Origin of the sequence: Rhodococcus sp. IEGM 27 (genome assembly GCF_033142305.1) — a bacterium.
Lineage (GTDB): Bacteria > Actinomycetota > Actinomycetes > Mycobacteriales > Mycobacteriaceae > Rhodococcus_F > Rhodococcus_F oxybenzonivorans.
In genome coordinates this window covers 575,368-596,456 of the sequence record NZ_JAWLSG010000002.1, presented here as the reverse complement: position 1 = coordinate 596,456, position 21,089 = coordinate 575,368, and the positions used below count along the sequence as shown (strand labels likewise).

The 21,089-nt window shown below is 62.9% G+C and carries 15 protein-coding genes; 2 read left to right on the top strand and 13 right to left on the bottom strand.

All coding sequences use genetic code 11. From position 1 onward, the window contains the following. Positions 1-78 precede the first annotated feature (78 nt). The 7 genes from R4P95_RS09215 to R4P95_RS09185 all read right to left on the bottom strand — a co-directional run bounded on the left by R4P95_RS09215 (position 79) and on the right by R4P95_RS09185 (position 8,331). Complete coding sequence (locus R4P95_RS09215; protein WP_317756803.1) at positions 79-1,128, bottom strand: zinc-binding dehydrogenase; 1,050 nt, start codon at positions 1,126-1,128, stop codon at positions 79-81. A 64-nt stretch (positions 1,129-1,192) separates the two neighbouring features. Further along, positions 1,193-2,707, bottom strand: a complete 1,515-nt coding sequence (locus tag R4P95_RS09210) for a sugar ABC transporter ATP-binding protein (RefSeq protein WP_213571902.1) — start codon at positions 2,705-2,707, stop codon at positions 1,193-1,195. After that, entirely contained in the window at positions 2,704-3,810 is a 1,107-nt protein-coding gene (locus R4P95_RS09205; protein ID WP_317745036.1) for a hypothetical protein, read from the bottom strand. The genes R4P95_RS09210 and R4P95_RS09205 overlap by 4 nt, the downstream gene beginning before the upstream one ends. Beyond that, the gene (locus R4P95_RS09200) at positions 3,807-5,993 is read right to left on the bottom strand and encodes an ABC transporter permease (RefSeq protein ID WP_317745037.1); all 2,187 of its coding nucleotides are present in this window, start codon (positions 5,991-5,993) and stop codon (positions 3,807-3,809) included. The genes R4P95_RS09205 and R4P95_RS09200 overlap by 4 nt, the downstream gene beginning before the upstream one ends. A 10-nt stretch (positions 5,994-6,003) precedes the next feature. Then, the gene (locus R4P95_RS09195) at positions 6,004-7,083 is read right to left on the bottom strand and encodes a sugar ABC transporter substrate-binding protein (protein ID WP_317745039.1); all 1,080 of its coding nucleotides are present in this window, start codon (positions 7,081-7,083) and stop codon (positions 6,004-6,006) included. Between the two features lie 50 nt (positions 7,084-7,133). Beyond that, entirely contained in the window at positions 7,134-8,147 is a 1,014-nt protein-coding gene (locus tag R4P95_RS09190; protein WP_317745040.1) for an ABC transporter permease, read from the bottom strand. Between the two features lie 31 nt (positions 8,148-8,178). Further along, on the bottom strand, positions 8,179-8,331 hold the full coding sequence (locus R4P95_RS09185; protein WP_213571897.1) for a hypothetical protein: 153 nt from the start codon (positions 8,329-8,331) through the stop codon (positions 8,179-8,181). Positions 8,332-8,558: 227 nt separating this feature from the next. On the opposite strand from R4P95_RS09185, the gene R4P95_RS09180 reads away from it, so the two are divergent. Continuing rightward, a complete protein-coding gene (locus R4P95_RS09180) occupies positions 8,559-9,623 on the top strand; it encodes a LuxR C-terminal-related transcriptional regulator (RefSeq protein ID WP_317745041.1) in 1,065 nt (354 codons plus the stop codon). Between the two features lie 69 nt (positions 9,624-9,692). Here R4P95_RS09180 and R4P95_RS09175 read toward each other — a convergent pair whose 3' ends face one another. From R4P95_RS09175 to R4P95_RS09155, 5 genes are all read right to left on the bottom strand, one after another. Then, positions 9,693-11,120 (bottom strand): aldehyde dehydrogenase, encoded by a 1,428-nt coding sequence (locus R4P95_RS09175; protein WP_397517639.1) that lies wholly within the window; start codon positions 11,118-11,120, stop codon positions 9,693-9,695. 304 nt (positions 11,121-11,424) lie between these two features. Next, positions 11,425-12,915 carry an aldehyde dehydrogenase family protein gene (locus R4P95_RS09170; protein ID WP_213571894.1) on the bottom strand — a complete coding sequence of 497 codons (1,491 nt, stop codon included), beginning with the start codon at positions 12,913-12,915 and terminating at the stop codon, positions 11,425-11,427. A gap of 63 nt (positions 12,916-12,978) precedes the next feature. After that, complete coding sequence (locus R4P95_RS09165; RefSeq protein ID WP_317745043.1) at positions 12,979-13,995, bottom strand: zinc-binding dehydrogenase; 1,017 nt, start codon at positions 13,993-13,995, stop codon at positions 12,979-12,981. Then, positions 13,995-15,953 carry a hydantoinase B/oxoprolinase family protein gene (locus tag R4P95_RS09160; protein WP_317745044.1) on the bottom strand — a complete coding sequence of 653 codons (1,959 nt, stop codon included), beginning with the start codon at positions 15,951-15,953 and terminating at the stop codon, positions 13,995-13,997. The genes R4P95_RS09165 and R4P95_RS09160 overlap by 1 nt, the downstream gene beginning before the upstream one ends. A 2-nt stretch (positions 15,954-15,955) precedes the next feature. After that, positions 15,956-18,070 carry a hydantoinase/oxoprolinase family protein gene (locus R4P95_RS09155; RefSeq protein WP_317745045.1) on the bottom strand — a complete coding sequence of 705 codons (2,115 nt, stop codon included), beginning with the start codon at positions 18,068-18,070 and terminating at the stop codon, positions 15,956-15,958. A gap of 365 nt (positions 18,071-18,435) precedes the next feature. Here R4P95_RS09155 and R4P95_RS09150 point away from each other — a divergent pair, with 365 nt between their 5' ends. After that, positions 18,436-19,416: an AraC family transcriptional regulator gene (locus R4P95_RS09150; protein WP_317745046.1), complete on the top strand. Its 981-nt coding sequence runs from the start codon at positions 18,436-18,438 to the stop codon at positions 19,414-19,416. Positions 19,417-19,636: 220 nt separating this feature from the next. On the opposite strand, the gene R4P95_RS09145 is transcribed toward R4P95_RS09150, so the two are convergent. Further along, positions 19,637-21,064 (bottom strand): MmgE/PrpD family protein, encoded by a 1,428-nt coding sequence (locus R4P95_RS09145; protein ID WP_213571890.1) that lies wholly within the window; start codon positions 21,062-21,064, stop codon positions 19,637-19,639. Between the last annotated feature and the right edge of the window lie 25 nt (positions 21,065-21,089).

Genomic DNA, 21,089 nt, shown 5'->3' with positions numbered 1-21,089 from the left:
CCGATAGCGTCTTACCGTGCGCCTATACCATTCATACATCAAACATATTGTTTGGTTGCGAACTGTCGTTACGGGTAATCAAAATTCGATTACTGCCTTGCCGCCGGTTTGCATATCGAAGTTTCGGTACGCGTCGACCGCGTCGTCCAGCCGCCAGTGGTCGGTGAATACTTTGTCGACCTCGGCTCCCTGTCGCGCAATGAATTTCGCACAGTCGGCCTGGCCCACCGTGGAGAAGGTGTACGAGCCCATGATGGTGAGCTGCTTCCGAATCATGTCAGGGCTGACGTCCAGGGTAACCGTGCTACCTTCTCCGACGAACGCGACGCTGCCCCATTTCGCGGTGGACTTCACGGCCGCCGCGCGCGCGGCGGGCGCCCCCGAGCAGTCCAACGCCTTGACCACGCCCTTGCCGCGTGTGAGTTCCTTGATCGCCACGACCGGGTCGGTCTCGGCCGAGTTGATGGTGTGCACCGCACCAAATTCCCGTGCCCGGGCCACCCGCTCGGCTGCAACGTCCACAGCGATCACCTCGGCGCCCATGGCGGTGGCGAGTTGCACAGCCGCCTGGCCGACCGGCCCCTGCCCGAATACCGCCAGCGAATCCTTCGCATTCACGTTCATCCTCACCAGCGCCCCGAAGGCGGTACCGGTGCCGCACGAAATCGCCGCGCCAGCCGCGAAACTCAGCTCATCAGGCAGCCGGACCAGGGTGCGAGCGGGCACCTTGATGTAGTCCGCGTGCCCGCCGTGGGCGGTCGCGCCGTAGATCACGTTGCCGCGATCGCACAGTTGAGGCCAGCCGGTGCGGCAATTGTCACAGAACCCGCACCCGTCGTAGTGGTGCACCATCATCCGGTCACCGATACGGATCACGCTCGGATCGATGGCGGCACCGACCTCGACGACCACCCCGCACGGTTCGTGTCCCCCGATGAATCCGGCGTCGTCACCAACCATGCCGAACGCGGCAAGCGCCTGCCCAGCGGGCGCCCGGTAGAAATGCAGGTCGCTGCCGCACATTCCGGATGCCTTCATCTCGAGCACCACCTCGTCGGGGCCGGGGTGGGGATCCGGGAAGTCCTGGATCTCGAGAACCCGCTCGCCCTTGAAGATCACTCCACGCATCTGGTACTCCTTTGGTTTCTGCAATCATTTGGTTTCTGTATCCCGATTTGTTGCCGGACTACCGCTAATGCGCGGCGGCGAACATCAGGCTCTCCTCGTCGGCCTCGTCCGGGGAGAATTCCGCCGCAATGCTGCCCCCGCGGGCGACTAGCACACGATCCGAGAGGGCCTGGATCTCTGGGATGTATGACGAGATCACGATCACGGCAACACCTTCGTCAGCGAGGGCGCGGATCATGGCGTGAATCTCGGGGATGGTACCCAGGTCCACACCGCGGGTGGGCTCGTCGATGATCGCCACCCGCGGCTTGCGCGTCAGCCCCTTGGCCAGCACGACTTTCTGCTGGTTTCCACCGGAGAGCTCCTCCACCACAGCCTTGTTCGGAGCCAGGGTCCGGACTTCGAACTGCTCGACGAATTTCTTCGCGATCGCCCGGCCCAACCTGGGACGGAACCACAGCGGCAGACGCAGCGCGCTGCACAGATACCCGAGGAAGATGTTTTCCGAGATGGTCAGGTGACCGAAGAAGCCGGATGCCTTCCGATCCTCAGTGATGTACACGATCCCAGCTTTTCGAGCGTGCCGTGGGGTGCGGAAACGGACCCGCTCGCCACCCAGCCACACCGTGCCGCCACGCATGTGCCGACGCTTGACCACACCGCTGATGATCTGTGCGACCTCCGAACGCCCTGCCCCCACCAGCCCGTACAAGCCGAGGATCTCGCCGCCGTAGGCGGAGAAGGACATGCTGCGAACTGCCGGCAGCAGGGTGAGATCCTCGACCTGGAGGGAAGGAAAGATGTCCGGCCTCCGGCTCGACGACTTTCGGCCCATCTCGACGGTGCGGCCGACCATCATCTTCACCACCCGGTCGTGACCGAACTCTGAGCGATTCAAGGTGCCCTGGACCACCCCGTCCCGCAGGACGGTAATCCGGTCCGCCTGCTCGAATGCCTCATCCAACATGTGGGTGATGAAAACGACCCCGATGCCGCGCCGACGAAGACTCTGCATCGACATGAACAACTGCAAGCGCTCCTCCGGGGTCACCGATGCGGTGGGCTCGTCCAGGATCACCACTTTGGCATTGCGGTGCACGGCCCGCGCGATCTCCACCATCTGTTTTTGCCCGATGCCCAGCGCACCAGCCTCGGCATCCGGCCGGATGTGGAAGTTGTGCGATTCGAGCAGTTCGCGGGCGACCACATTCAGAGTCCCGAAGTCGTTGAATGCCCGCTCGTCCCCGAGGAACAGATTTTGCGCCACTGTCATGGATTCGACGAGCGAACCCTCCTGGTAGACCATCGCCACCCCGGCCTCGGTGGAGTCCCGCGGCGCGGCGAAGCGCCGCTCTGCACCCTCGACTTCGAGAGTGCCCGCATCTTGGGTGATAGCTCCCGAGATGATCTTCACCATCGTGGACTTGCCAGCGCCGTTCTCTCCCAGCAGCGCGTGGATCTCACCGGGGCGCACGTCGAAGTCGACGCCCTGAACCGCGAAGGTCCCGCCATAGCGCTTGCTGACACCGGTCAGTCGGATAACGGGGGTGATGTCGAGGTCAGTGCTGTGCTCGGTCATGAGCGCCCCTCCTGTGCAGTCTCGTCGGTGTGCAGTCGCAGAACTGAGCCGTGACCGTGCAATGCGGTCACGACCTGGCCGTCAGTGACGGCCACGCCGGTGACTCCGTGCCGCGGACTGTCCACCCGGGCATGTGCGCTCTCCGCGATGCGCCCGGTGTCGTCGAGCCGGAACACCACGCCACAGGACCTGGCGGGCGCCCAGCTCTTGACCTGGCCGAGCACCCGCAGCTGCCCCATCTGCATCGCTTCGGTAAACAGACTCCCGCTGCGCAACTGCGGGACGAACCACTCCTCCCGATTGATCGTCTCGACCATCTCCGAAAGCAGTGGCCGCTCATCGAGGAGCATCTCGGTGATCCGGTTTCGCGGGTACGGCGCAGCCACCCAGTGGCCATCCGGCGCGGCGACGATTCGACCGGGGTACACCGGTAGGTTGGTAGCTATGGATAGGACCGGCTCGCTCGGATCGCTCAGCGACCGGATCTCCAGGCGGTGAGTCAGGCTCATTGCCACGATCACCTGACCGTCGCCGCTGGGGGCAATCCCGGAGGGCCAGGCCAACCCCGCGGCGACTACTGAGGCGGCACCGTCCCGCACCCGCACGATCCGTCCCGACGCGTCGCCTGCGAGCAAGGCGCGCGCCCAATCGCCGCGCACATCGGCGGTAGTGGATCCGACTGTGACCAGCAGGTCTCCTCCGGGTACGACGGTCAGCGCGGTGACACCGCGCGCGACCGCTAGGTCGGCACACAGCGGGGTCACCGCTCCGCTCGCGTCGACCGTGACCAGACCGGCGCCTTCGACGGCCGCGACCACCGCGTTCCCGACCGTCGTGACCGCGGCGATGCGCGCGGCACACCGGGCGATCAAGCGGATATCGTCTCGCTCCAAACGCAGCAGCTCACATCCGCTGGAAAGTACGACGGTGCCGTCCTCGGTGACCGTGATGTCGTCCGGAGTGTGCACACCGGCGGCAAGCAGCTCCTCGGCCTCGTCCAGGCGCAGGTTCGGGCGGAGGCCGGTCTCCATCCGGGGCACCGACCGATGCCGCGCCCTGTCCGGATTGATCCACTCTTTGATGGTGTCCAGGACCGAACTCATGAGCCCACCTCCGCGGCGGTCCGGGTGCCGAAGGTGCCGGGCACCAGATTGGTGTCGATAGTGCCGACCTCGTCGGGGTCGAGCTCGAGTCGGCCCAACCGGTTGTTCGAGACGCCGGCGAAGTAGAGGTAGCCATCCCGCTCGGTCGCGGCTGTCACCATCGGATAGTTTTTCAGGCTGTTGTCCCACTTGACGGCAATGATCTCTCCTTTGTCGGAGAATTTGACGATGCAGGAGACGTTGAGCTGCGGCACCATCCAGTTGTCCAGCGAGACCTCGCGCGTCATCCGCCGCCGCACCTCCGGATAGCGGTTGAGCAGATCCGACATCGGAGTCCGCAACGCCACCAGCGGCATCCAGTAATTTCCGTCCGACGAGCGGTGAATGTTGTCCGGATAGCCCGGCAGATTCTCCAGCACCGGCTCGAGCACGCCCTCTTTCGGTCCGGAGATCCACAGCCGATCGACCCGGCACAACCCCGTGCTGGAGACGAGGATCGATTCGCCGTCGTGCGCGGTGCATACACCGTTCGGGAACACAAAGTTCGAGGCCACGACCTCCGCCTTCCCGTTCGGAGCGATTTTGATCAGCCGGCCGTTCGGGCGGAACTCCACAAGTTCCAGGAGGAAGTCGGTGGAATTGTTGCGGATAGAAAAGTCCGAGGCGTAGATCGATCCGTCGGGTGCCACGTCCAGATCGTCGACAGCACGCAGACCGGAGTCGTCAACCAACGACAGCGGGCTCCGTGCGACTCGGTTCGCCACCATCTGCGGCTCTCCGTCGGCGTCGATGCGATAGACGCCCATGCCACCGACCGCCACCAGCATCCGTCCCTCCCGGTCCCATGCGTGCCCGCAAGGGAAGCCTCCGGTTCGCGAGAAGATCTCGCCCTCGGTGTCGTCCGGTCCCCGGAAGCGCCACACCCAGCCGCGCTGGTCACCGGCGTAGATGTTGCCCTCGGGGTCGACGGCACACGCCTCGGCGCCCCGGATCCTGCCAAGTCCCACAGGCGGTGCGTCGGTCAACGCGCAGTTCGGGGTCCAGACGGTGCCTGGCGCCGTAACATCGGTCAGCGGACCGAGTCGCACGCGCGCGGGATCGATCTTGAGCTTCTCGACCGCACGTCGACGGTACTTTCCCCATTGCAGGTCGAGAATGGTGAAGGCGAGCAGTGCTGCGGCGAGGATCACCGTGTAGTAGTTGAAATCGAGTCCTTCGGCGATGGTTGCCTGCCGGATGACGGCCACGACGATGACGCCGACGGTGGCACGCAGGACCGACCCGCGACCTCCCTTGAGGCTGACTCCGCCTAGTACAACGGCGGTAAGCACGATGAGTTCCCAACCGCGTCCGATCGCCGCATCGGTGCGACTCAGCCGGGCCGTGGTCAGAATGGCGGCGCTGCCCGCCATCGACCCGGAAAGCACGTAGGCCCAGAACGTCACCGCGCGCACGGGGATGCCGTTGCGGCGGGCGGACCGGCGGTCGGATCCGGTGGCGGTGACCCACCATCCCCAGCGCGAACGAGTAAGCATCACGTGCGCGACAACGAGCACGCACAGGAACGTGAACCACGCTGTCGGGATGCCAATGATCTTGCCGTAGGGGATGGCGTCCCACACCAGCGCCGGGCGTGCGATCCCAATCTGGGTGGTGTGCGCGTTCTGCAGGGCCACTGCTGCACCACCGAATGCAATGAGCGTTACCAGGGTGGTGATGAACGGCCGCATACGCAGGAAGGCGATGAGATACCCGTTGACCGAACCGAGCAACGCACCGAGAACCACGGTCGCAGGGATCACCCATCCCGGCGGCCAGTACCAGACCCGGTCGGAGATCAATGCGAACATCGAGCACAGACCGACTATGGACCCGATGGAAAGATCGATGCCGCCGGCGACCAGCACCACCGTCAGACCGATGGCGAGCAATCCCCATTCGGCGACGTCGTCGATGGCGAGCGGTGCGTTCGCGGTGCCCACATCCGTCGTGGCGATCACTACGAAACACAGCAACAGTGCCAGCACCAACGGCACCGCTCCCTCCATCCAGCGTTTCTCGAACAGATCAGAAACGGTGCGGTAGCGGGCGATCCGATCGGAGGCCCGGCCCCCGGTCATCCGGTAGGCGTCAATTCCCCGGCGAAGCGGATTGGGTCCGCGGCGGAGCGTGGTCGTCGTCATTCGTCGACTCCTAGTTGGACCGGTAGCAGGCGATGGTCGTCTCGTCGGCGGTCTTGCCGTCCACGACGTGGTACGAGACGTAGCCCACGTCGTGGCGGCTCCCCGCGGGCGCGCCGTTGATCAGGAGGTTCTGCACCGCTACCGCGCCTGCAGCCCCGATTCCCTGAACGTCGTACGCCGCTGTGGCGGTAACCGTGCCGCGTCTGAGTTCCTCGCAGGTCGCCGAGTTCGCATCCAGGGTGTAAACCCCGATCGCGGCGGGCTGAATCTGCCTACGGCTCTCGGCGGCCTTCACTGTCTGGCCGACTGACACTGCGTTCAGGTCGAAGGTGACCAGGAAGCCACACAGATCGTTGCCGTTCTGCTGCATCGCCGCCTCGGCCGCTGCCTGCGCCTTGGAATTGTCGAACTGTGAATGGCTGACCTGTACCTCGTAGCCCTCGTGCTCGGCGACATCCTTGATTCCGGCGTTCCACAGCAGGGACGCCGGGTCATTGCCCATGCCGTCGATGATCGACAGCTTCTTGGTGGTGCCGCGGGCATTACAATCCTCCACGGCCCGCTTGGTGATCGCCTGCGCTGCACCGTATACATCGACGCCGACGAACGCGTCGCTGAGCCGGGTGGACATCATGTTCAACACCACGGTGTAGATGCCCGCCTGCGCTGCACGTTCAATGACGTTGTCCAACAGGCCCTGCGCCGAACTCTGCAGCACCATCACATCGGCCTGTTTCCGCGCGATGATGTCGTTGAGGATCGCCAGCATGCGATCGGGGTCGAAATTCGGATCGTGAATGGTGACCTGGGCTCCGGAGGCCTCGAGTGAGCGTGTGAGCGACGTGCCCCAGTTTTCGGTGAGCTGATACCCCTTGTAGAGCATCGGAACGAATGCGACCCGTTTGCCCTGCATGATGTCCTGCACTTTCTGCCGTGCCGGCAGCAACTCGACGTTGGCGCTGAAGCCTTGCCCGTCGCCTCGCTCACCGCCGGTTCCGGCCCCGGCACCGGTGTTCACTGTGCAGCCGGCGATCATGCCGGCAGCGAGCAGCACCGCACTGACAGCTGTCCACTTCCTGTGTGATGACATGTGGTTCTCCTACGTTGGGATGATGTTCGGGGAGCGACGCCGGCGTGGCGTCAGAGCTCACCAGACTTGTCGGTCTCGTCGTTGCGTGGATGCAGCCAGGCGTCGAAGCCGATGGCACCGAGCAGAACCGCTCCCCGGATGAGGTCCTGGACCGCAGTGGACAGTCCATGCATGACCAGAAGGCTGTTCAATATTCCGACGAATAGTGCACCGGCCAGCACTCCGAGGACAGTTCCGCGACCACCCGACAACGAGACACCGCCAATCACCACCACCGTCAACGCGGTGAACAGGATCGGGTCGAACGAGCTGGACGTGGTCTGGATACTGCCCTGGATTGCGACGGTGACGAATCCGGCCAACGCGGCCAGCAGCGCGGACAGTACGTAGGTGAGCACCTGCAGAGGACGCACCGGGGCGCCGGAGGACCGGGCAGTGGCGAAGTTGTCGCCCATCGCCCGGATGAGCCGGCCCGGTGTAGTAAAAGTGATGAACAGCCATGCCGCGAGGAAGATGATCGCCGCGATCAGCACTGGCCGCGGAACCGACCAGAACGCGGTACCACTCAGCCCGGCCAGCACAGAGTCCGGTGGAACTGTGTACACGTTCTGGTCGAGGATCAGTATTCCGATCCCCCCTATCGCCAGCATTCCGGTGGCCAGCGTGACGAATAACGCCGGAACCTCGACAAAGGCGATGATTACACCGTTGGCCAATCCGATGAACGCCGCGAGCAAAATCATCGCCCCGACGGCCTGCCACTGTCCCCACCCCTGGTTTATCAGCGCGAGGGTGGCCTGGGCGCAGCCGAGGCCGATTCCCGCGATCGACAGGTCGAGACCCTTTCCGATCACTACAATCGCCTGCCCGACCGCCATGATGCCGAACGCAGCGGAAAGATTGAGGATAGTGCTCAAGTTCCCCGTGGTGAGGAAGTTCTTGGTGGTGGCACCGCCGACAAGTACCAGTACCAAGGTGATCGCCAGGACCAGGTACGCCTGGTCGAACGACCCGATCCTGGCCCGGAGCGAGACCCGGGGTCGCTCGGTAAGGGCTGCGGTCATGTCATCTCCTGGTCTGTGGGTGGGGCGTGGCTCAGCGACGGGGTTTCGTCAGGTCAAGCAGGACTGCGACGTCCACGACGTTCTCCAGATCGGAGACGGGCCTCGACGATCGTTCGGCGGCCGCATCGGATACCGCCCCGTCGACGTTGTGCCGGAACTTGGCAATCAGCTGTTCGTCGGTCATGTACGTCTCCAAATCCGGCGATGGCACGCAGTTCGGGTATTGGCGGGAAGCGAGCGGTGGCGGGCCGGAGCGCCAAGTGGTGGCAACCAGTGTGAAGCCAGACACACCTGTCGACATCTGCCGTGGGTTCGATCTTCAGTACGACCTACGGACGATGTTCCAAATCGCGTATAGTATATGATCCGTGATATGAAACACACTCCCGAGACGACGTGGAGGCTGTGGTCATGCGACTGAGTGATATCCGCCCCGTTCACGACGGCATACTGTCCACTGACCTGTCCGCAGAGGTCCGGTCAGTGGGCACGCATGCCGAGGCGGTCCTCGACCGCTCCTTCATCGAACACGGGGCGATGTCCACAGGATCGGCGAAACGATTACTCGATCGTGTGTGGACGGCCACGCTCGGCGAGCTCACCCAGCTTCCGCCCACGACTCCTCCTGGCAGAATTAGTTGCTTGACTTCACTGCTCGGCACCGTCCGCACTCTCGAAAGCCGCATCGACGAGTCGCGTGTGGCGGCGAACGTCGAAGTGATGCGGTCGATCCACCGCTCCCTCGTACGATTACAGTCCGCCAAGACCGTCGACGAGTTACTCAAAAGCGCCGCTGAGGAAGTGATCTCCATCGGTTTCGATCGCGCCCTGATCTCCACTGTGGAACGCGGGCGCTGGAATCTGCACACGATGGTCATCGAGAAGGACCCTCGCCTCGCCGAGGAAATGGTGGCCGCCGGACGAGAACATCCGCCGGCCTTGGACGGCACTTTGGTGGAGTCGGACGTCGTCGACCGTGGCGAACCCGGTCTCGTCTACGACGTACAGGACAACCCCAGGGTGGATCGCACACTCGTGGCGATATCCGGGTGCACGTCCTACGGCGTCGCGCCGATCAACGTGGGCGGGCGGGTCATGGGTTTGGTCCATGCCGACGCCCACTATGCACGTCGTCCAGTCGACAACACCGATCAGTCAATCCTCAACCTTTTCGGCGAAGGCCTCGGCCACGCGCTGGCCCGGGCTACCGTGCTGGAACGAGTGTCGGCGCTGACCACCACACTGTCCGACCTCACCGGAGGCGCAGTCTCTCCGAGTGTGCAGAATTCCTCCTACGGCCTGTCCGGCCGCGAAGTCGAAGTACTCGAGCGGATGGCTGCTGGCGACAACAATCGCATGATCGCTCGCCGCCTGACGATCTCCGAAGGCACCGTCAAGACCCACATCACGCACATCCTGCGCAAGCTGGATGCCGGCAACCGCGCCGAAGCGGTGGCGTATTGGCTGCGCCGCTGACGCGTTTGCACGGCCCCGAAGCTTCCCAACGACGGTGGGGGCGACCTCGACCGCTCCCCCGCCGAATCGTCACTTGGCGCGGAACAGGGTCTTGTACTCGAGATAGGCGTCCAGTGCCTGCGGGCCGAGCTCGCGACCCATCCCGCTATTCTTCACCCCACCGAACGGGGTTTCGATCGGCAGTGTCGCGGTATTGATCCCCACGCTTCCGCTCACGATCCGCCGCGCCACCTCGGTGGCCTTCTCACGATCTGAGGAGAACACCCCACCGCCCAGGCCATACTCGGAATCGTTGGCGATCGCCACAGCTTCGTCGACCGTCTCGTACGACATCACTACCAGTACCGGGCCGAAAATCTCCTCACGCGCGATGCGCATGTCGTTGGTGACGTCGGTGAAGATGGTCGGCTCCACGTAATAGCCCCGCTCGAGACCTTCGGGCCGCCCACCACCCAGAACCACAGTGGCGCCCTCCGCGCGGCCAAGAGCTATGTACGACTCGACCCGCTCACGCTGGGGGGCATTGACCAACGGCCCGAACAAGTTCACCGGATCGCTGGGATCGCCTTGTGGGATCGAGCTCAGCGTCTCCGTGAGCATTTCGACGATCTCATCGTGACGGGACGAGGGCACCAGCACTCTGGTCAGTGCGCGGCAGGTCTGGCCGGTGTTCGGCGAGCACGCCGACAATACGAGCGGCCGGAATTCATCGAGGTTGACATCGTCTAGAAGAATTCCGGCGGACTTGCCGCCCAGTTCCAAAGTCACGCGTTTGAGTTGGGCTGCGCATTCTGCGGCGATTGCCCGACCCGCGCGGGTAGAACCGGTGAATGCGATCTTTCGAACGCCTTGATCGGCAACCAAGGCCGCGCCCGTTTCTCGTCCTCCGGTGACGATATTGACTACGCCGTCGGGTACGTTCGCCTCGGTGAGAATCTCGGCGAACAAGAACGCATCGAGCGATGTCTCCTGCGCCGGCTTGATCACCACCGTGCAGCCCGCTGCCAAGGCCGGACCCAGCTTCCAGGCGGTCAATGGCTGCGGACCATTCCACGGGATGATCGCGCCGACTACGCCGACCGGCTCTCGCCGTACGATCGCATCACCACTGGCGGTTTCCACCAGTTCCTCTGGTTCGAAGACGTCGGCGAGATCGGCGAAGTAGCGGTAAACCACGGGCACCTGGGACTGCATGGCCCGGGCGATCGAGATCGGGGTTCCGTTCTGCCTGGTGACCAGTGCTGAAATCTCATCCATCCGCGCTTCGAAGGCATCGGCAATCGCCCGCAACACGGTCGCGCGTTCGGCCGCGCTCATCGCCGCCCAAGCGGGTGCGGCCGCTTCGGCCGCTCCGACGGCTGCTGCGATGTCACGGGCGTCACCGTCGGCGATCATCCCGATGACCTGCTCCGTGGCCGGGTCAATCACTTCGATGCGACCAGCGGAGTGTGATTCGACTAGCTTTCCACCGATAAAATGCTGATGGTGCTCGATCATCATTTGAATGGTTACCTCATTCCGGTGAACAGAACCTGGGGTCGTAGCTGGGAAAATCATCATCGGGCTGTTGACAGTGAAGCCCATTGCCGCGCTGCGTGCATCTGCCGCTGTTCGTATTGCGCATCGTCCGAAAGGGGGACGGGTGACGACACTGGGCCCTGCGATTCGGCATTCAGCTTCCACTTCTCCGGCGGAGTTTGCGCCGGCGGTTCGATGAATCAGACCCGCCGACGGCGGATGCGTCGGCGGGCCTGATTCCTCGGCAGAAGCCGCAGCCTGATCGGACTACATCTTTACCCCATCAACCGAGGTTGATGTAGACCGCTTTCGGGTAGAGGTAGCTTTCGACATGCTCTTTGGCGCCCTTCCAGCCGTACCCGCTCATTTTTGTGCCGCCGAACCCGATGGCCGGATCCAGTACGCCGTAGCAGTTGACCCAGACCGTGCCCGCATGGATTCCGCGTGAGACCTTGTGTGCCGTAGCCAAGTTTTGCGTCCACACCCCGCCCGCCAGTCCGAAGGGTGTGTCGTTGGCGATGCGAAGCGCGTCTTCGGGTTCATCGAATGGGATCACCGATGCGACAGGACCGAAAATTTCTTCTTGCGCGATCGTCATCTCGTTGGACGCACCCGCGAAGACGGTTGGCTCCACGAAGAAGCCGTTCGCAAGGGCTCCACCGAGTCGGCTACCGCCGCTGGCCAACTGCGCGCCTTCACCTCCGCCGATGTCGATGTAGTTCATGACGCGGTCGAGTTGCCGTTGTGAGATGAGTGGGCCGAGTTGAGTGTTCGGGTCGAGTCCATCTCCGACCTTGATCGTTTTCGTGAATTCTGTCATTCGCTCTACGAATTCGTCGTGTATCGAGCGCTGAACAAGTATGCGTGTGCCGGCGACGCATACCTGACCGCTGTTGGTGTACACGCCCATGGACGCACCAGGAACGGCCTTGTCCAGGTCGGCATCGGCGAAGACGATGTCCGGTGATTTGCCCCCCAGTTCCAACTGGAGACGCTTGAGGTTGCCCGCAGAGGCTCGGACGATCGATTGGGCTGTGCCGATGGACCCCGTGAACGCGATTCGGTCGATGTCCTTATGTTCCGCCAATGCCTGTCCCGCGTCTCGACCGTATCCGGTCACGACGTTGATCACTCCGTCGGGTAGACCGGCTTCCGACATCAACTCCGCCACGCGTAGCACCGAGAGTGATGCGTCTTCGGCGGGCTTGAGGACCGCGGTACAACCGGTGGCAAGCGCCGGACCGAAAATCCACCACAGACCGATCAACGGCCCGTTCCAGGGGATGATGCCACCGACCACCCCTACAGGGGCAAGGCTTCGAAGGGTGAGGAAATCACCTGGCAGCGAGTTCTCTGGAGTCGCTACGGTTCCGGCGCCACACTGTGAAGCGAAGAAGTGCAGAACTTGCGAGGTCCACTCTGCGAGACCCTTCGTTCGCGACAACGGAGCACCCATGTCGAGGGTTTCGATCAGAGCAAGTTCCTCGAAGTTCTCCAAAACGAGATCGTGAATCTTCAACATCAACTTGCGGCGCTGGTGCGGAGTCCACTGACTCCACTCACCTTCGAACGCCGATCGCGCCGCCGATACTGCGAGATCGATGTCGGTGCTGTCACTTGCTGCGATCTCGCACATCTTCCCGCCGGTAGCGGGATTGACGACATCTATTGTTCTTCCGGATGCAGCGTCGACCCACCTTCCGCCGATCAGATTCTTTTTCTTACCCGCAATGAAATCGGGGCGGGGAGGTGAAATCGCCTCTTGTGTAGTCATAATGACTCCTTCTAGTTCTACCGCGTTCGCTTGTGATGTCGCCTGAATACGGACGGGTACGGATCAGTCGAACTCGAAGACACCCTTGCCCGCGTCTTGCTTGTCGAACCACTCGTAGGCCTCGGCTGCCTGATCGATCGTCCAACGGTGCGAATAAAGGTCGTCGACCGGCAGATTGTGGGAGACCACGTAGTCGGCGCAGCGCGCTTGTTCGATGGACGACATGGTCCACGAGGTCATGACCGTCCACTGCTTCTTGTATACGGCTTGCGTCGTGAATTCCACTTCACCAGGCAATCCTGAAAAGCACGCTCGGCCGAATGTCCCCAGCACGCTGAACGCGTCTTTGGTCGCCCGCCCGGACGTCTCCATCACGACATCAGCCAAACGTCCACCGGTGTAGTCACTGACAACGTCGAGCAACGATTCCTCGCGAGAGTTGACGACGACGTCCGCACCGAAGTGTTTCGCGCGCTCCAACCGCCGTGCATCGATGTCCACGCCAATGACCGTCGCACCCATGGAAGCCGCAAACATCGTGGCGGAAAGTCCGACTGGACCCTGGCCGATAACAACGGTGACGGTGTCACTGACTCCACCGAGTCGCTTGATCGCACCCCATGCAGTTCCAGTACCGCACCCGATCGCCGCGCCGGCTTTGAACGACATTCCGCTGGGCAGCGGCAGTATCGAAGAAACCGGTACGACTGCGAAGGGTGCATGTCCCCCGTGGACGTTGACGGCCATCGTCTTGCCTTGACCTGTCTCACACATCTGTGGCCAGCCCGCGCGACAGCGCCTGCACATACCGCAACCGAAGTAGTGGTGGATCATGACGCGGTCGCCGACCGTTGCGGCGGTGGGCGCGACGCCTTCACCGATTGCGTAGATTTCTCCGCACGGTTCGTGTCCCTGGATTACAGAGTGGTCGAAATCGAAACTGCCGTGGTAGAAGTGCAGATCCGATCCGCACATCCCTGAGGCTCGGATCTTGACGACCACCTCGCCAGGGCCAGGTGTCGGCTCCGGCATCTCCCGCAGCACCGTAGTGCCATCACCTGGGAACAGTATGCTCTTCATCACTGTGCCTTTCCACGTAGCGCATCGGTACCAGCGGCGTCGATCCGCAGACCTTCCGGGTCGTTGCGTGGGTCACCGACGACGACGACGCCGTATTGTGCTGCAGCAGCATCAATGCTGACGTACTCGTTGCGTACGTCGGCCAGAACTCGTTCGGGGTCTCGAGCGAAGGGATCGCCCCAACCCCCACCTCCGTTCGTCAAACAGCGCAGGATGGTTTTCGGTGCGGTCGCCCAGACCTGCCGGCGTGCGAAATAGTTGTACTCGCCGTTTTCGGGGTCGAGCGCATGCGTCGACGGATTGAGAACGCCGGCGACCGGTTCGCTGTGTTCGTACGCGCTGTCGGTGGTATCGACGAGGCCTTTCACCGGAGCATCGGTCGTCGGTGGAAATAGCCACATCGCGCCGTTCGGTCCTGCCTTGCCTCCGTTGGCGCCGACACCGCTCGGCTTCTTCGTCCGGAAGGGCGACAAATAGTGCTGACCGGCCGTCAGCCATAAAGTATCTTTCAGATTCGCCGCTCCGCCTCGGAACGTACCCGCGCCACCCGTGTCGATCGCGTGCTCTTTCCGCAGAACGACGACCGGTGAGTCGTGTTCGATCGTTTCGGTAGCCGGGTCGAGATTGTTCAGGGTCAGGAGCACGGTGTAGCTGTCGCCGTCACCGGCCTTCGATGCACCCCACGGGCCGTGCTCCCCTCCGCATTGGGTCGCGCTCGTCCATGGTGTGCCGTCCGGCCGCACGCCAGAGGCATTGTGGGTATTGGTGGAACCGTAGTCTCCTCCTACACCCTGCACTCCGAGAACAGGATTGAGCGCATCGAAGATAGCCGACGCGATCGCGCCCGATGCCTCCCAGAACATCATGATGCCGCCGTCCGGGGGTAGCGAGGAGACGATAGTCCCGGCGGGAGCGGCGATGTCGATGTTGCGCCAGGTTCCGGATGTGAACGGAACTTTCGGATCCAGCAGGATGGTCAAGGCGACACCCACTGCAGTCTTTGCATCGAGTACCCCGCAGTTTATGCATGTCCGCGCCTGAGCCGAGGTCCCCGACAGATCGACCTCGATGTCATCTCCTCGTTTGCGCACCAGCACGCGGACCGTGTAGTCGAGGGTGTCGTCCAATCCATCCGCATCGATCAGCGCAGACCCGGCGTAGTCGCCGTCGGGAACGCGTCCGATAGCGTCGCGCATTCGTTCGGCCGACGTGTCGCACGAATAGTCGAGTGTCCCGAGGTAGGAGTCGAGACCGTAGCGGTCGATGTTTTCCAGGATCAACCGCTCCCCAAGCTTCAATTGCTGATAGATGCTCTTGAAGTCCGGGAGCAGCATTCCCCCCCATCGGGTGTTGTCGAAGATCAGACTGAAGGTGGATCGGACCGGCTTGTCCTCCGACCACAACAACATCGGTGGGATGACGAGGCCATTCTCGTAGACGTTCGACTTGGTGGCCGAAAATCCGCCCGGTACCGTGCCACCCATGTCCAACTGGTGGGCGCACAGGTTGACGTAGGACACGATTTTTCCGTCCACGAAGACCGGGCGCGTGAACGCGACATCGTTAACGTGCCTGCCTCCGCGGTAGGGGTCGTTGCAGATCAGAACATCGCCAGGGCGCAGATTTTCCGGGCCGTACTCCTCGACGGCGTTGCGAACCGCGTCACCCATGGTTCCCAGGAAGACGACGAGGCTGTTGCTCACAACGGCCATCGGGTAGTCCCGGTCCGCCGGCCCACTGATCGTGCACGCGAAGTCGTACCAATCGCGGATGATCGGCGAGAACGCCTCTCGCATGAAGCCGGTGGACATATGTTCTACGGCGTACCGCAGCCGGTTCAAGATCACGGATGCGCTGAAGCGGTCGCACCCGTACGTGTCCTTGAATTCGCTGTCGCTCAGGTCGCGAAGTCGCCGAGTCGATTCCGGCGACACGGACGGGACGGTCAGAGTGGACATAGTTATTTCCTCCGAATGATCAGTTCGCCGTACTCGCCGACGGTCGCCTGCTGGCCGGTGCCCACATGAGTGGTGGACAGTCCCTCGTCGATGATGATCGGGCCGGAAAGCACATCACCCGCGCGCAACGTCGACCGCCCATACACGTGAGCCTCTTGCGCGCCGTCGCCGCCCCCATCAATGTCGCCGAGGAAACGCAGTGTGGTTGTGCGCACTGGCAGTAGGGACTCGTCGGCTCCGCGAGCGGGGACACGGGGGAACTCGATTTTCGACGTCTCGACCACGGCGCGTATCCGAAATGTCACGCCTTCGACCGGCATCGCTTCGAAACGGTTGCCTGAACGACTCTCGTACGTGTCGTGGAACGAGGTCACCATCGTTGCTACGGCGTCTGCGTCGATCACCCCGTCTGGCACCGGCACAAACGGTGTATCCCAACTTTGGCCGACGAGATGCGCGTCCATGCTGCGGAGGAAGGTCACCGCGGTGGTATCACCCACCTGTTCGCGGAGCTGAGCTTCCATCTCGGCGAACACGGCGTCGATCGACGATGCCTTGTCCGGCGACAGCAGCAGGTAAGCGCTCCGGTTGACCGTGAACACCTGGTCGGCGGCCAACAAACCGATCGCCGAGAACAGACCAGGATTCGGCGGCACGATCACCTGCTTGCAATGCACGGTGTCGAGAACGGCGGGTAGCAACATCGGTCCGGCTGCACCGAAGGCAACGAGGCTGTAGTCACGCGGGTCGACACCGTTCTTGATGGCGACATTGAACACGCCCTCGGCCATGTTGTTGACCGCCATCTCGTACGCATAGCGGACTCGCTGTGCGAGGCTGAAGTCGGTGTCGAGCCCTTCGAACGCGCGCTCGGAGGCCGCGATGTCGAGATCGAGTTCGCCGCCCGCGAAACCTGCCGGCTCGATGATTCCGATCATCAGACACGTGTCTGTGGTCGTGGGTACGGTGCCGCCCCGCCCGTAGCAGGCGGGGCCGGGCTGTGCCCGTGCGCTGTCGGGACCAACCAGAACTTCCCCGGACTGTCCGATCGCGACGATGCTTCCGCCACCGGCGCCGATGCTGGAGATGTCGTTGGCGAGGGCGTTGACGACCAGATCGTGCTCCAGTTCGAAACTGGTGTTGACGAACGGAGCCCCGCCCGTCACTACGCTGATGTCGCAAGAGGTTCCGCCGACGTCGGCACACAGTAGGTCGTTTTCACCGATGAGGTCGCCGAAATGAGCGCATGCGACTGTGCCTGCAGCCGGTCCCGAGAACACGATCCTGAACGGCAGGTCCATTGCGCGCGAGGCGGGAACGAGGGTCGCCGCGCAGTCTGCGAAGTTGAGTTGGCCGGTGAAGCCGAGCTCGGTCAACCCTTCTCCCAAGCTTGCCGAGTACTTGGTGTAGATGATTTTCATCAAGGTGTCGATCACGGTCGTCGATGCGCGTGCGTACTCTTTGGCGAGGGGCGAGACCTCACTGGAGATGGAGCACGGGACGTCGCCCAGCACCTCGCTTACCAGCTCACGTAGCCGGATTTCGTGGGCGGGGTTGACGTACGCATTGATGAGGCAGATCGCCACCCCGGTCACATCGCACCTACGCAGAACTTCTAACTCAGCACGGGCCTGCTCCTCGTCCAATTCGAAAAGCACGCTTCCATCCGAAGTGAGCCTTTCGCGGATGCCTCGGCGGAGGTAGCGATCGACGATCGGCCTCGATGCGTCACCGAAGCTGCGGCGCCAATGCGGATCGAGAATTGCTTCTGCGGGTCGCCAGACGCGTCCCATGTCGAGAATGTCGCGATGCCCCTCGGTGGTCAGGAATCCGATTTTGGGCAGCTTTCGAGTGATGACCGCGTTGAGGCCGTGCGTGCTGGCGTGGTTGAAGACATCCGAGCCTTCGACTCCGAGCAGCTGTGCGCCCTCGAGCACCGGTCCCGCGACCTCGGTGTAGTCGGTAGACACCTTGGTGGTCAGAATCTTGCCGTCGCGCCATGCGACGACATCGGTGAAGGTGCCCCCTACATCGACTGCAATCATATTTCGTACTCCTAGAGGGTTGGCGATTAAACGAGATCGGCGAGCAGCTGGATGTGTCCGAGACGCGACCACCGCTCACGCTCCACGGAATGGAGACAGTTCTGACACTTGACGACTTGGAGCCAGCCGGTCTCGGCGACGACGGGATACGCGCGCAGCTGCTCCTGCCCGCATCGGGGGCATGCCCCTTCTCTCGCGAGCCTCTCGACTTCGAGTCTTGGGGCTTCGTGCGTGGGTTCTGACATGGATTGAGTCCTCCTGTGGGAAGCGACGGTCTAGTCCCAGAACGCTGATTCACAACGCTAAGCAGGAGAGATGCGGGTCACAATCCTCGAAGCGAAGGCGCGGTATCCGCGAAGCGAAGGTGGCACATTCCGTCGGTAAGGCATAATATATTTATCAAGTGTGATACGGGTCACCAGAGGAGGGGAAGGGCCTTGCTACAGGTAGCAGCGACGTCGAGACTCCGGAAGTTTCGAACCGGCGATCCCGACGTCGCCCACAGACACGTAGCCACGACCTTTGCGAACCACGAATTGGCTTTGGACGATCGGCAGCCAGTCGACTTTCGTCTCGACACGATTTCGTCCGGACGCCTTACGCTCGGTCGCATGTCCTACGGGGCGGCGGCCATTCTCAACGGCCCCCCGATGCAGTCCTGCTATCACGTCAACTTCTTGATAGAGGGCAGCAGTGTCGTCGAGCAGCGGGGAGTTCGGAGGAACCTGGATGCGAGGCAAGACGGCGTGGTCTTCGTACCCGATGCACCCGTGATGATCAACTGGAGCGCGGACGCAACGCAGTATCATCTGAAACTGCCCATCGACACTCTGGAGACCCATGCGGGTACGTTGCTCGGCCGACCGGAGAAGCAGGAAGTTCGCTTCGACTTAACCTTCGATACGGCCGCTGGAGCAGGTAGGTCGCTCCTCGCCGCCGTGAAATTCCTCTACCGAGAACTCGCACGTGAGGAGGGGATTGCCACGATGCCTCTCGCACGTCACGATTTCGAATCTTCGCTCATGACCCAACTGCTGCTCACCGTTCCGAACCAGCTGACAGAAGCACTCGTCGGGCCGTCACCGCGTGCTGGGTCGCCAACGGTGCGCCACCTGATCGAGTTCATCGACGCACACCCCGACGAGGCAATGACGACCGCCGACCTTGCCGCCAAGGCAGGCGTGACCGCGCGGGCTTTGCAGCTCGGATTTCAGCAGGCCGTCGGAATGCCGCCCAGTGAGTACGTACGTTCGGTGCGGCTCGATCGAGTCCGCAGCGATTTGGCGACGGGTCGGTCGGAATCGGTGAGCGCTTCTGCCGCACGGTGGGGCTTTTTCCACCTCGGTAGGTTCGCCCGACAGTACCGCGAGAAGTTCGGCGAATTACCCTCCGAGACACTGAACCGTTCGATGAGATAGAACGAAGAACGCCGCATCGGATGCTGTTACTACACCATCCATTTCGACGAACCAAGACGGCGTGTGGGAAGCATTGACTCGGCGGGGAACTCGGCGCTGCAAGAGAAATGGAGCCGCTGGCAGAGGCAGCCCGGGAAGGACTGTAACGAGTGCCCACACAGCACTGCGCTGCTCTTGCCGTCGAACTCTCCGGCAAGAGCAGCGCAGTGTTTCGATCCGATCAGTCAGTGGGGTTGGGTTGCAGTCGGTTCAGGATCGTCGAGATGTCGTCGACGTTCTCGAGGTCGTACACGGCCTCGATGACGGCGTCCGCGACCGCGTCGCTCACTACTCCGTCGATGTTGTGGCGGAATTTGGCGATCAGTTCGTCGTCGGTCATGTAGGTGACCGGGTCGGGGGACGGACTGCCCTTGGGGTAGCCGCGTTCGCCGGTGAACCGGGTGCCGCGCGCGTGGACCTCGATGCGCGATCGGCGTGCGGCCGGGTTGCTCGCCAGTGCCGCGGTGTAGTCGGGGTGTTCCTGAAACGTCGTCTTCGTGGTGAGCTCGAGGACGGACGGATCGAGGACCGCTTCCGGGGTCTGCCAGTCCTTGCCGGGGGGAATCCGGTGCGCGGCGAGGGCAAGGCCGTGGGTCATGCTGAACTGCGCGTCACGCGGATTGCGGATGGTCTCGTTGACCCACACCGGCTGCATCACGAAGCTCTCACCCCAGGCATTGATGGCCTCGATCTCGTCGGGCTTGATGTCGTTGACCTCGATGATCTCGGTGAGGGCATCGAACAGCGCGTGCATCACCCGGCAGTGCGGATACGGCTTGAACGACTGGAACGGGGTGAAGGTCCACTCCGTCCCCAAACCCGCGGTGATCGGCGCCGGCTCCCAGCGTGAGGTCCCGATGAATCGGGGGAAGCCGTACTCGCGGTCGTCGAGCATCTGGCGGTCACCGGTGTGGCCGAGTTCGGCCAGCTGTGCGGCCGTGACCGCCGACAGGGCCATCCCCCCGGCGAGCTGGTACTTGATCGTCGTCGACGGCGCGTGCATCATCCATGCCCGCTGGGTGTTGGTCGGCATCGTCGAGCCCATGATCCCGAGCGCATCGGCAAGCGTGTCGTTGCCGAACCCCTTGACCACGCCGATCGCGGCCGCCGCACCGAACAGCGTGCTGCTGTAGCCGATGACCTTCGGGATGGTGACCACACCATCCTTGATGTCGCGTAGATAATCGGTGGCCTTGCCGATGCGATACGACATCTCGTGCGCCACTGCGATCGCGGTGAGCAGGCGTTCGCCCGAGGAGTGCAGAGCTTCTGCCGTCGCCAACGCGCCGGGCACCACGTAGGGGGTCACGTGACCGGGCGGGAGGACCGCGTCCTGGTCGAGTGCGTTGACCAATTCGGCGTTGGCGAACGCCGCACCGGGTACCGACGTCTTCACACCGGTTCCGATAATCGACGCCGGGCCACCAGACCCGCCGAGAAACTGGCCGTACTCGATGCCCCGGCGCGCGCCCGCGTCGCCGAGCGACGCCACCGCGCAGCCGAGGGTGTCCAGCAGAATCCGCTTGGACTCGGCAACCACGTCACCCGGGAGTGACCGTGCTTCGGCGCCGGCGGCGAAATCCGCGAGATCTTCGACAATTGTTGGCATCAGATTCTTCCTCTTGTTGCTGTGA